The organism is Halovivax cerinus, assembly GCF_024498195.1.
In the GTDB taxonomy this organism is placed as follows: Archaea; Halobacteriota; Halobacteria; order Halobacteriales; family Natrialbaceae; genus Halovivax; species Halovivax cerinus.
In genome coordinates, this window is the sequence record NZ_CP101824.1 from 467,797 (window position 1) to 481,572 (window position 13,776).

The 13,776-nt window shown below is 66.2% G+C and carries 6 protein-coding genes; all 6 read left to right on the forward strand.

Annotation, left to right across the window (positions count from 1 at the left end; translation table 11 throughout):
* Positions 1 to 254: 254 nt before the first annotated feature.
* The 6 genes from NO366_RS02290 to NO366_RS02315 all read left to right on the forward strand — a co-directional run bounded on the left by NO366_RS02290 (position 255) and on the right by NO366_RS02315 (position 13,685).
* Positions 255 to 3,146 (forward strand): S8 family serine peptidase, encoded by a 2,892-nt coding sequence (locus NO366_RS02290; RefSeq protein ID WP_256532697.1) that lies wholly within the window; start codon positions 255 to 257, stop codon positions 3,144 to 3,146.
* 198 nt (positions 3,147 to 3,344) lie between these two features.
* Positions 3,345 to 6,242, forward strand: coding sequence for a S8 family serine peptidase (locus NO366_RS02295; RefSeq protein WP_256532698.1), 2,898 nt, complete (start codon positions 3,345 to 3,347; stop codon positions 6,240 to 6,242).
* Between the two features lie 228 nt (positions 6,243 to 6,470).
* Complete coding sequence (locus NO366_RS02300; protein WP_256532700.1) at positions 6,471 to 9,731, forward strand: S8 family serine peptidase; 3,261 nt, start codon at positions 6,471 to 6,473, stop codon at positions 9,729 to 9,731.
* A 288-nt stretch (positions 9,732 to 10,019) separates the two neighbouring features.
* Positions 10,020 to 10,844 carry a cohesin domain-containing protein gene (locus NO366_RS02305; RefSeq protein ID WP_256532701.1) on the forward strand — a complete coding sequence of 275 codons (825 nt, stop codon included), beginning with the start codon at positions 10,020 to 10,022 and terminating at the stop codon, positions 10,842 to 10,844.
* Positions 10,845 to 11,092: 248 nt separating this feature from the next.
* Positions 11,093 to 12,037: a cohesin domain-containing protein gene (locus NO366_RS02310; protein ID WP_256532702.1), complete on the forward strand. Its 945-nt coding sequence runs from the start codon at positions 11,093 to 11,095 to the stop codon at positions 12,035 to 12,037.
* 163 nt (positions 12,038 to 12,200) lie between these two features.
* Positions 12,201 to 13,685, forward strand: coding sequence for a dockerin type I domain-containing protein (locus tag NO366_RS02315; protein WP_256532703.1), 1,485 nt, complete (start codon positions 12,201 to 12,203; stop codon positions 13,683 to 13,685).
* The last annotated feature ends 91 nt before the right edge of the window (positions 13,686 to 13,776 follow it).

Consider the following 13,776-nt stretch of genomic DNA (forward strand, 5'->3'; position numbering starts at 1 on the left):
TGTACGGGGCGTCGTTCCACCGTGCACGGGGTGTCGTTCCCACGTCTCCTCGACGGGTGCCGCGAACGCGAGAACAGACAGGGTGCCGGTGACGCCGCGTGTCGGCCGTTCAGAGGAGACAGGTGGCGATCGACTGTGAGAAAATTCTCTCAAACTGTGATTAAATTACAACTTTAGTACTGCCATAGAAAGTATTATTATTCGTGCGTTTCGTAGATACAATGAGTCACCATCCTATGGTGACACAGATACAGATGAAACCGAATAGAACTCAGCTGGTCGCGGTACTGTTCGCGGTGCTGATGGCGGGCGCGGTGTTCGCTCCGCTCGGAGCGGCGACCGGAGGCACGGTCGCATCGACACCGGACGCCTCGTCCATCGGGGCTGCCGACGCCGGACCGGCACAGATCCACGAATCGCTCGAGAACGCAGACGGCGAGACCGAACTCATGCTGTTCACGTCCGACCTGCCGGCGACGGCACGGCAGGCGAGCGAAGAACAGGTGCGCTCGGCGTTGAAGTCACACGCCGACGCCGCACAGGAACCGGTCCTCGACGCACTCGCCGACGAAGACGCGGTGACCGTCGAAGACACCTTCTGGATCCGCAGCGGGGTCCTCGTGACGGCCGACCTCGATCAGGTCGACCTCGAGACGCTGGCCGAGATCGACGGCGTCGAGAGCATCGAGCCCCACATCATGTTCGATCCGCCGGAGCCTGTCGAGGTGACCACGGACGTCGAACCGTCGGGCACCGCCCCGACGTACGGGTTAGAGCAGATCAACGCGCCCCAGACGTGGGAAGACTTCGGCGCGACCGGTGAGGGCGTGCGCGTCGTCGTCGCCGACACCGGCGTCGACGCCGATCACCCCGACATCGACCTCGCGGACTGGTACGACCCGATGAGCGGTTCCGACACGCCGTCGGACAGTCACGGTCACGGCACACACACCAGCGGAACGTCCACTGGTGGTGACTCCTCGGGTACGGCGATCGGCGTCGCGCCCGACGCGGAACTCGCACACGTGAAAGTGTGTGGATCGTCGGGCTGTGGAGGCTCTGCGATCATGGAGTCCTTCCAGATCGCGGTCGACACCGACTCGGACGTCATCAACCTGAGTCTGGGCGGCCCGAGCCCGTCCAGCTCGTACAACGACGTCGTCAAGAACGCGATGGACTCCGGCGTGCTCGTCGTCTCCTCGATCGGCAACGACGGCGAGGGGTCGGCCGGGTCGCCCGGCGCGCAGTGGGACTCGATCGCCAGCGGGGCGACCGACGAGAACGAGCAGGTCACCAGCTTCTCCGGTGGCATGCTCGTCACTGCGTCCGACTACAACGGTAACTGGATGGACCACTGGCCGGACAGCCAGGAGTACGTCACGCCGGACATCGCGGCGCCCGGTTCGCAGATTACGAGCGCCCAGCCCGGCGGCGGCTACCAGGAGATGTCCGGTACGTCGATGTCCTCGCCGCACAAGGCCGGCGCGGCCGCGGTCATCATGTCGGCCAACCAGAACCTCGGACCCTACGAGGTCCAGGATCTCATGATGGAGACGGCCTGGAAGCCCGACTCCTGGGATCCCAACAGCGCACAGTGGTACAACGAAGAGACCGGCCGTGACTCGCGGTACGGTACCGGTATCATCGACGTGTACGCGGCGGTCGAGCAGGCCGGCGGCGGCGAACCGCCGGTGCAGGGCACCATCGAGGGAACGGTCGCCGACGAGAGCGGCAACATGATGGAGGGTGCGACCGTCTCGATGGACGGCCACTCGACGGACACCGACGCCAGCGGCACTTACTCGATGGAGGTTCCCACTGGCGAACACACCGTGACGGCCGAGTATCCCGGCTACACGTCCGAGAGTCAGACCGTCACGGTCGAAGAGGATCAGACGACGACGGTCGACTTCTCGCTCGCCGAGTCCGACGGCTTCACCGTGGGCGTCGTCAGCGACGGCTCCTACGGCGACGACGTCGCCGGCATGATCGAGAGCCAGGTCGGCTCGGACGTCATGGTCGAGTCGATCTCCTCCGCCGAGGCGATCGACGGCGGCCACGACGTCTACGTCGTCCAGAACATCCAGGACGGCAACGTTCAGGACTTCGTCGACGCCACCAGCGGTGGTGACACCGGCGTCGTCTACCTCGATCAGTGGGGCGACGCACCCAACGGCGTCACGCAGCTCGCCTCGGTCACCAGCGACGTCGACGGCGTCGACACCGGCTACGACAGCGGCGCCGACGGACCGTACTACTCGGTCCAGAACTCGCACCCGATCGTCGACGGACTCGGTGACTCCATCGAGATCCACACCGGCAGCGACTCCGACCACGCCTGGATCACCGGCACGAGCTACGACACGATCGCCGACGTCTCCGTCGGCGGTTCGTCCGTCGGCACCGGCCTGGCGGTCGACGAGGACAGTGCGACCGTCCTCGCCGCCTCCTCCGGTCTGAACGAGTACGTTGGAGCCGGCGACCACACCGACGACTCCGCCGCGCTCCTCGCCAACGCCGTGACCTACCTCGCCGGCGACGACGAAGAACCGCCGGAACCAGAGGGAACCATCTCCCTCGGTGAGGCGGCCGGCGACGCCGGCGACCAGGTGACGGTCGACCTCGACACCGACGTCGCCGACGTCTCTGGCTACCAGGCCGAGATCTCGTACGACTCCAGCGTCGTCAACTTCGTCGGCGCCAGCGGCGTCGATCTCGACGATCCGCAGGTCAACGACGAGGACGGCTCGCTCGGACTCGCCGTCAGCGGCTCCAGCGGCGTCGACTCGCCGACGCTCGCCGAACTGACGTTCGAGCTCACCGGCTCGGCCGGCGATTCGACCGACCTCACCTTCGGCGAGGACAACACGCAACTCGCCGCGGGCGGCAGCATCGTCGAGCCCGCCGAGTACACCGCCGGCTCCATCACCGTCGAGGACGGCGGTGGCGGCGAGTGCTCACTGCCGGGCGACGTCGACGGTGACGGCAGCGTCACCTCGCTCGACGCGACGAAGACCCAGCAGTACATCGCCGGTCTCGACCCCGGCAACTTCAACGAGGCCTGTGGCGACCTGACCGGTGACGGTCAGATCTCGCCCGCCGACGTCACCGCGATCCACCAGGAGATCGTCGGCGCCACGGCCTGAGCACGAGCGCGGATACCCGGTTCGATTTTTTTCGTTTCACGTCCGCGAGCGGCGGCGCCGGCCGCCGTGTTCGACGGTCGCGTCCACAGACAGTCCTCGACACGCCGTATAGATTAATTGGTGTAACAAAATACATAATAAAGTATTCTTTTCTCGGAACGGAAGGTCGGGTACTATCCACACAGATAGCGAGCTACCATGAAGGCGAACACGAACCGGCTGTTGGCGATCCTGCTGGCCGTACTGATGGCGGGCGCGATCTTCGCCCCGCTCGGTGCGGCGACGGACGATCCGGTCGCGACGTCGACCGACGACGCGATCGCGAACTCGTCACCAGCCACGATCCACGAATCGCTCGAAGACGAAACCGGAGAGACGGAACTCCTCCTCCTGTTGCCCGACATCGCGGAGACGGCGCGACAGGGCTCGGAGGACGAGGTGATCGCGGCGTTACGGTCGACGGCCGACACCACGCAGGGGCCGGTCCTCGACGACCTCGCCGACGTCGACGGGGTGACCGTCGAGAACACGTTCTGGATCAGGAACATGGTCCACGTGACGGCGGACCTCGACGAGGTCGACCTCGAGACGCTGGCCGCGGTCGACGGCGTCGAGGCCATCGAGCCGAACGGCGAGATGGCACCGCCCGAACCCGTCTCCGTGAACCCGGACGTCGAACGACCCGAGGAGGCACCGACGTACGGGCTCGAACAGATCCGCGCGCCCGAGACGTGGCAGGACTTCGGCGCCACCGGCGAGGGCGTCCGCGTCGTCGTCGCCGACAGCGGCGTCTACGCCGACCACCCGGACATCGATCTGGCCGACCAGGATCCGTGGTTCGATCCGGAGCAGAATGCCAGTTCACCATCGGACGGACACGGTCACGGCACGCACGTCAGCGGGACGATCGCCGGCGGCGACGCGTCGGGAACGGCGATCGGCGTCGCGCCCGACGTCGAACTCGCGGTCGCGCGCGTCTGCGGGGAGGGCTGTGGGGTCGACCAGATCATCGCCGGCATCGAGTGGGCCGTCGACACCGACTCGGACGTCGTCAACCTGAGTCTCGGCGGCGCGACCACCGGGACCTGGGTCGAGCCCGTCTACAACGCGATGGACGCGGGCACGCTCGTCGTCGCCTCGATCGGGAACGAGGGCGAAGGGAATGTCGGCTCGCCCGGCGCGCCCTGGGATTCGCTCGCGAGCGGCGCGACGGACGAGAACGAGGACATCACCGACTTCTCCGGCGGCAAACGGATCGTGGAGGGCGAGTACTACGGTGCCTGGAAGGATCACTGGCCGGCGTCGTACATCGCCCCGGACGCCGCCGCCCCGGGCAACGATATTTACAGCGCCGCGTCACCCGAGGGATCCATGTGCGAGGGCCAGGAGTACTGCGAGGTCAGCGGCACGTCGATGTCCTCACCGCACAAGGCCGGTGCAGCCGCGCTCGTCCTCTCGGCCAACCCGACTCTCGGTCCCTACGAGGTCAAAGAGATCCTGATGGAGACGGCCTGGAAACCGGACGACTGGGATCCCACCAGTGCGCAGTGGTACAACGAGGAGACCGGCCGTGACTCGCGCTACGGGACCGGCATCATCGACGTCTACGCGGCGGTCGAGCAGGCCGGTGGCGGCGAGCCGCCCGTCCAGGGGACGATCGAGGGCACCGTGACCGACGAGAGCGGCGCGGCCATCGGGGGCGCGACCGTCTCCGTCGGCTCGTCGAGCACGCAGACTGACGCGAACGGTGACTACGAACTCACCGTCCCGGCCGACTCGTACACGGTGACGGCCGACGCCTCGGGCTACGCGTCTGACAGCCAGCCCGTCACCGTCGGCGAGAACGAGACGGTGACCGCCGACTTCACGCTCGCCGAGTCCGACGGCGTCACCGTCGGCGTCGTCAGCGACGGCTCCTACGGCGACGACCTCGCCGGCCTGATCGAGGGGCAACTCGGCTCCGAGTCAGTGGTCGAGTCGATCTCCTCCGCCGAGGCGATCGACGGCGGCCACGACGTCTACGTCGTCCAGAACATCGACAGCGCCAACACCCAGGACTTCGTCGACGCCACCAGCGGAAGCGACACCGGCGTCGTCTACCTCGACCAGTGGGGCGACGGCGCTAACGGCGTCACGCAGTTCGCCTCGGTCAGCAGCGACGTCGACGGCGTCGACGAAGGCTACGATTCCGGCGCGGACGGCCCCAACTACGCCGTCTCCGGGGACCACCCGATCGTCGACGGGTTCGGTGACTCCATCGAGATCCACACCGGCAGCGACTCCGACCACGCCTGGGTGACGGACACGAGCTACGACGTGATCGCGGACGTTTCGGTCGGTGGCTCCGCCGTCGGCACCGGCCTGGCGGTCGACGAGGATAGCGCGACCGTCCTCGCCGCCTCCTCCGGGATGAACGAGTACGTCGGCGCCGGCGACCACACCGACGACTCCGCCGCGCTCCTGGCCAACGCCGTGACCTACCTCGCCGGCGACGACGAGCCGCCGGAGCCCGAGGGCACCATCTCCCTCGGCGAGGCCGCCGGCGACGCCGGCGACCAGGTGACGGTCGACCTCGACACCGACGTCGCCGACGTCTCGGGGTATCAGGCGCAGATCGACTACGATGCGAGCGTAGTCGACTTCGTCGGCGCCACCGGCGTCGACATAGACGATCCGCAGGTCGACGACGGGGACGGCTCGCTCGGACTCGCCGTCAGCGGCTCCAGCGGCGTCGACTCGCCGACGCTCGCGGAACTGACGTTCGAACTCACCGGCTCGGCCGGTGAGACGACGGACCTCACCTTCGGCGAGGCGAACACGCAGCTACACACCGAAGACGGAATCGTCGAACCCGCTACGTACACCGCCGGCTCGATCACCGTCGAGGACGGCGGTGGCGGCGACTGTGCCCTGCCGGGCGACGTCGACGGCGACGGACAGGTAACGTCGCTCGACGCGACGAAGACCCAGCAGTACATCGCCGGCCTCGATCCGGGGAACTTCGACGAGACCTGTGGCGACCCGACCGGCGACGGGCAGATCACGCCGGCCGACGTCACCGCGATCCACCAGGAGATCGTCGGCGTCACCGCCTGAACGCGAGCTGAATTCCGGTTCGGAGTCGGTTTTTATTTTTACCGCCGCGAGCGGCCCCGCTGTCGGCCGCGGTCGACCGGAAGATCGACAGTTGTCCCAAAATCGACATTTGGGAAACTAAATAATAAATACTATACTAGAACAATTAGTATAACTAAGTTAATAATAAGGTATTATACGCTCGGAATGAAACGTCCGGTGGCTATCGACAAGATAGCGATGCTACCTATGAATCAGAATACGACCCGGCTGCTGGCACTCCTGCTGGCCGTACTGATGGCGGGCGCGGTCTTCGCCCCGCTCGGTGCGGCGGCAGGCGATCCGGTCGCGACGTCGACAGACGACGCGATCGCGAACTCGTCGCCAGCCACGATACACGAATCGCTCGAAGACGAAACTGGGGAGACCGAACTCCTCCTCCTGTTGCCCGACATCGCGGAGACGGCGCGACAGGGATCGGAGGACGAGGTGATCGCGGCGTTACGGTCGACGGCCGACACCACGCAGGGGCCGGTCCTCGACGACCTCGCCGACGTCGACGGGGTGACCGTCGAGAACACGTTCTGGATCAGGAACATGGTCCACGTGACGGCGGACCTCGATCAGGTCGACCTCGAGACGCTGGCCGCGATCGACGGCGTCGAGGCCATCGAGCCGAACGCCGAGACCTCGCTGCCCGAGCCAGTCGAGGTGACCGAGGACGTCGAGCCATCGGGCACCGCCCCGACGTACGGTCTCGAACAGATCAAAGCACCCCAGACGTGGGAGGACTTCGGCGCGACCGGTGAGGGCGTACGCGTCGTCGTGGCCGACAGCGGGGTCGCCGGCGACCACCCCGACATCGACATGGACGACGAGGATCCGTGGTTCGATCCGGAACAAGGTACCTCCGAACCCGTCGACAATCACGGTCACGGCACGCACGTCAGCGGGACGGTCGCTGGCGGCGACTCCTCGGGGACGGCGATCGGCGTCGCTCCCGGCGCGGAGATCGCCGGGGCGCGAGCCTGCGGTCAGAGTTGCACCGTCAGCAACGTTATCGACTCCATCCAGTGGGCCGTCGACACCGACTCGGACGTCGTCAACCTGAGCCTGGGCTTCGGCCTCGGCTCCTACGCCGACACGGTCAACAACGCGATGGACGCGGGGACGCTCATCGTCGCCTCGATCGGTAACAGCGGCGAGGGCACCGCGGGTTCGCCCGGCGCACCCTGGGACTCGATCGCGAGCGGTGCGACGGACGAGAACGAAGACGTCACCGACTTCTCCGGCGGACAGTTCCTCGAACAGGGCGACTTCAACGGTAACTACCTGAGCCACTGGCCGTCGGACGGCTACATCACGCCGGACATCGCGGCGCCCGGCTCCCAGGTGCTGAGCGCCCAGCCGGGCGGCGGTTACCAGGAAATGTCCGGTACCTCGATGTCCTCGCCGCACAAGGCCGGCGCGGCCGCAGTGATCCTCTCTGCCAACCCGGACCTCGGTCCGCGAGAGGTCAAAGAGCTGATGATGGAGACGGCCACGAAACCCGACTCCTGGGACCCGAACAGCGCCCAGTGGTACAACGAGGACACCGGCCGTGACTCGCGTTACGGGACCGGTATCATCGACGTCTACGCGGCAGTCGAGCAGGCCGGCGGCGGTGCCCAGGGCACCATCGAGGGAACGGTCGCCGACGAGAGCGGCAACATGATGGAGGGTGCGACCGTCTCGATGGACGGCCACTCGACGGACACCGACGCAAGCGGTAGCTTCTCGATGGAAGTCCCCACGGGCGAACACACCGTGACGGCCGAGTATCCCGGCTACACGTCCGAGAGTCAGACCGTCACGGTCGAAGAGGATCAGACGACGACGGTCGACTTCTCGCTCGCCGAGTCCGACGGAATCACCGTCGGCGTCGTCAGCGACGGCTCCTACGGCGACGACGTCGCCGGCATGATCGAGGGGCAACTCGGCTCCGAGTCAGTGGTCGAGTCGATCTCCTCCGCCGAGGCGATCGACGGCGGCCACGACGTCTACGTCGTCCAGAACATCCAGGACGGCAACACGCAGGACTTCGTCGACGCGACGAGCGGTAGTGACACGGGTGTCGTCTACCTCGACCAGTGGGGCGACGCACCCAACGGCGTCTCCCAGCTGGCCTCGGTCAGCAGTGACGTCGACGGCGTCGACGACGGCTACGACACGGGCGCGAACGGCCCCAACTACGCCGTCCAGCAGAGTCACCCGATCGTCGAGGGGCTCGGTGATTCCATCGAGATCCACACCGGTAGTGACTCCGACCACGCCTGGGTCACCGGTACGACCTACGACACGATCGCCGACGTCTCCGTCGGCGGTTCGTCCGTCGGCACCGGCCTGGCGGTCGACGAGGACAGTGCGACCGTCCTCGCCACCTCCTCCGGTCTCAACGAGTACGTCGGCGCCGGCGACCACACCGACGACTCCGCGATGCTCCTGGCCAACGCCGTGACCTACCTCGCCGGCGACGACGAAGAACCGCCGGAACCCGAGGGAACCATCTCCCTCGGTGAGGCGGCCGGCGACGCCGGCGACCAGGTGACCGTCGAACTCGACACCGACGTCGCGGACGTCTCTGGCTACCAGGCCGAGATCACCTACGATTCCAGCGTCGTCGACTTCGTCGGCGCCAGCGGCGTCGATCTCGACGATCCGCAGGTCAACGACGAGGACGGCTCGCTCGGACTCGCCGTCAGCGGCTCCAGCGGCGTCGACTCGCCGACGCTCGCCGAGTTGACGTTCGAACTCACCGGATCCGCCGGTGACGCGACCGACCTCGCCTTCGGCGAGGCCAACACGCAACTCGTCGCGGGCGGCAGCATCGTCGAACCCGCCGAGTACACCGCCGGCTCGATCACCGTCGAGGACGGCGGCGAGGACCCGCCGGAGGAGGGCTTCATCCGTCTGGGTGAGGCGACGGCCGGCGAAGGCGAGACCGCGACCGTCTCGCTGGATACGGACCTCACCGGAATCGCGGGCTACCAGGTCCGGCTGGACTACGATCCCTCGACCGTCGAGTTCGTCGAGGCGTCGGGCGTCGACATCACCGATCCGACCGTCAACGACGAGGACGGTACCCTGACGCTCTCGGCGAGTCAGACGAGCGGCGTCGACGCGCCGACGCTGGCCGACCTCACCTTCGAGGTGGTCGGCTCAGCGGGCGAATCGAGCGACCTCACTTTCGATCAGGCGTTCACGCAACTGAACACCGAAGACGAGATCGTCCAACCCGCCGAGTACATCGACGGATCGGTCACCGTCGGTGACAGCGGCTGCGCCCTGCCGGGCGACGTCGACGGTGACGGCAGCGTCACTTCACTCGACGCGACGAAGACCCAGCAGTACATCGCCGGTCTCGATCCGGGCAACTTCGACGAGGCCTGTGGCGACCTGACCGGTGACGGTCAGATCTCGCCCGCCGACGTCACCGCCATCCACCAGGAGATCGTCGGCGTCACCGCCTGAGAAGGGTCCGAAGCCGATCGAATCGAGACGCGACCGCACGCGATTTCGTTTTTTGCCGACGGCCCTTCGAGTCGTGGCACAGACGCTGTCGATGATGGTGTACTGGCGAGCTGTGAGCCGATTTCGAGAACTCGAACGCTCGAACGGCCGTCAGTACCGCCCCGTTCATTCACACGCCTGGTAGAAAGACGTAATACGATTCGGGATAAAATTTAGTGTTGTGTGCCAATCGTGACTCGACGGCCCTCCAACAGTCGATCGATAGCGGTACTCGCGATCGCCCTGACAATGCTACTCCTCGGAAGCGTGCTCGTCCCCGCCGGCGGCGCCGTGGTCGGCACGACGGAACCGACAGACGAACCCGGTGGTCTGACGACCGCCGACACCGCCCGGTCCAACGTGACGCTCTCGCTCGTGGTCGACGAATCCACCGACGAGAGCGTGACGGTCACGCTGGAGACCGACGCCAGCGACGTCGCGGGCTACGGTGCGAACGTGACGTTCGACCCGGCGGTCGTAACGGTCGACACCGTCTCCGGCGTCGACATGAGCGACCCGACAACGAACGTCGACAACGAACGAGGCTGGGTGTTCGTTACCCAGAGCCAGGCGAACGGGATCGACGAGCCGGTGCTGGCCGAGTTCACGTTCGCCGTCGAGGCGACGGGCGAGACGACCCTCTCGTTCGAAGACGATACGACGGTGAACGACGGCGGGACGCCACCCGAAGAGCTCCCCGTCGATCTCGACGGAACGACGATCGCCGTCGAGGACGACGGATCGGGTGGAGTCGGATCCGGCGGGACCGGTAGTGGCGGTTCGGGTGGGGACGGACCCAGTGGTTCGGGTGGGGACGAGTCCGACGATGCCGACGGCGGCGGAACGGACGATACCGATGGAGCGGATACAGGCGAAGACGGCGGCGGGGCCTCCGACGGTACCGACGACGCAGGCGGTACGGACGGTGACGGCGACACCGACGAGACCGATGATGCCGACAGCGACGGGGACTCAGACGGCACCGACGCGATCGACAGCCTCCCCGGGTTCGGGATCGTCCCCGCACTGGTCGCCGTCTGTGCCGCGCTCGCTGCGGGGACCGAGCGCAACTGACGGTCGGTCATAGACGCCGGACGACAAGCCACTGTTTTCACCCGCAGACGCCTGGGTGCAGTCGAGGACCGGTTGCGTCCTTCCGCCGACAGTGAACGAGCGAGCGTGTCGTCAGGAGAGCCTGGACCGTCGACGAACGCGGCCGCCCCCACGCGACACGAACCGGAGACGACACCAGACCAATATATTTCTTCCGGATGGAAAATTATATTACTATCTAATTCACTATAATAGAGCTGGAGAATACGATGGTCGAATCTACACGCCTCGAAGTCCCGAGTCGATACGCCCGCTGTGCAGTACTCCTCTGTGCAGTACTCCTCGTTGTGTGCGGGGCTGTGCTCGTTCCCGCTGCCAGCGCACACGGAGGCGGGTCGCAGGCCGCCATCGAGAGAGCGGCGAGTACTGACAGTGCGACCGAGATTCCGACGCTCTCGCTGGCTGCCAGTGAGGGGACCGACGGCGGCGTCTCGGTCTCGCTCGAAACGGACGCCGCCGTCGCTGGCTATCAGGCGAACGTGACGTTCGATCCGTCGGTCCTCGTCGTCGACGACGTTAGTGGTGTCGACATGGCCGATCCAGTCGTCAACGTCGACAACGAGAATGGCTGGGTCTTCTTCACCCAGAGCCAGGCGACGGCCGTCGAGAGCCCCACGCTCGCGCGAATCGACTTCGAGAGCCGGAGTGCCGGCGAGACCGACGTTTCGTTCGTCACCAGTGATACGCGTCTGAACGACGAGAGCGAGCGTGTCCGAGTCGATCTCGCCGGGACGTCCGTCGACGTCGACACCGATTCGACCGAGGACGTGACCGCCGAACCAGCCGCCTTCGAATACGAACCGACCGAACTACCGACCGAGTCCGTCGAAGCGGGGACGAGTGTCGAGATTCCGGTCGAGGTCAGCAACGTCGGCGGTACGACCGACAACTACGAAGTGACGCTGTGGAACGGCGACGACTCGCTCGCGACCGAGACGGAGCTGCTGAGCGGCGGCGAATCGGCGACGGTCCAGCTGACCCACACGTTCACCACGCCCGGCACCTACGACCTGTCGGTCAACGACGAGAACGTCGGTCAACTCGAGGTGACCGGTTCGGAGTCGAACGCCTCCATTCCCGGGTTCGGGGTGATCGGGTCGCTACTCGGTCTCTCTAGTCTGCTGATCGCAGCCCGCGCCCGTCGAGTGCGCTGATCTGCTACCGGACGGTAGCTGGGAGACGAACCGATGGGAGACCGGACCACGCCCCGCTCGCAATCACGCCTTCGAAGATCCGTACTCACGACCGATCGATCGACGGCAGAACCGAGATTCTATAGCAAGTGCAACTAATTTTAATACTTGGAAAACATCTATAATGGTCGGGTCCGAACGACAATTGACCATCCACACCGATGGCGATCCATCCATGAACCCGAACACGACGCGAGTGCTCGCCGTCTCACTGGCCCTGCTCCTCGCGGGCGTGCTGATTGCGCCGCTCGGCGCCGTCGCCGAGCGACCACACGCCTCGCACACGGACGTCGACGAGACGGTAACCACACTGACGACCGACGAATCGTTCCTGAACCGATACGACAGTGCTGCCGGCGACCCCGAGACGGGAGCCCCCATCAGCGTCGGCGTGGTGGGTGACGGCGCCTACGCGGGCGACGTCGCGGACCTGCTCGCCGACGCGTCCGGAGGCGATATCGAAGCCGAACCGGTCACCGGCGACGAGGCGATCGGGAGCGACCACGACGTCTACGTCGTCCAGCGTATCGACGACGATGCTGTCGAGCCCTTTGTCGACGCCACCAGCGGCGGCGACGTCGGGGTCGTCTACCTCGACCAGTTCGACGAGGCGAGCGGGGACGCAAACGGCGTCACGCAGTTCGCCTCGGTCAGCGATGCCGTCGGCGGCGTTCAGGGAGACTACGACCCGAACGAGAGCGTCGACGGTCCCAGCTACGTCGTGACGTCGTCACATCCGATCGTGGCTGCGTACGGGGTCGGCGACTCGATCCCGATCCACACCGAGACGTTCTCTGATCACGCCTGGATCACCGACACGTCGTTCGAATCGATCGCCGACGTCTCGGTCGACGGCGAGACGAGAGGCATCGGACTGGCCGTCGACGAGGGCAGTTCGACCGTCCTCGCCGCCTCCTCGGGACTCAACCAGTACGCGAACGCGACCGCCCAGACAGACGAGGCCGCGTCGGTGCTGGCGAACGCGGTGGCGCACGTCGGTAACGCGGACCCGGAGCCACCGGAAGAGGACGTTATTCGCCTGGCTAACGCGACCGCTCCTGCGGGCGAATCCGCGACGGTCTCGCTCGACACCGACATCGACGGGATCGCGGGCTACCAGGCGCGAATCGAGTACGATCCGGCCGTCGTCGACTTCGTCGCGGCCGAGGGGGTCGATATCGCCGACCCGACGGTCAACGACGAGGACGGTACCCTGACGCTCTCGGCGAGTCAGACGAGCGGCGTCGACGCGCCCACACTCGCAAACCTGACGTTCGAGACCGTTGGAACCGCCGGTGAGTCGACCACGCTCGCGTTCGACACTGGATTCACGCAACTCAACACCGAGAACGAGATCGTCCAGCCGTCGGCGTACCTCGATGGGTCCATCGGCGTCGCCGACGACGGTGGCAGCGACTGCGACCGTCCGGGTGACGTCGACGGCGACGGCCAGGTCATCTCGATCGACGCGACCCTGACCCAGCGCTACATCGCAGGTTACGATCCGTCCGGGTTCGACGCCGACTGTGCGGACCTGACCGACGACGGCGAGATCACCGCCGCCGACGTCACTGCCATCCACCAGGAGATCGTCGGCGTTTCCGTTTGAGATCGGCTCCCACCGTCGGTACGCGAGCCGCTCACCCCCGATCTTCGACCGCCATAGACGGGCGATGCGGAGGATGATATATTATATACAA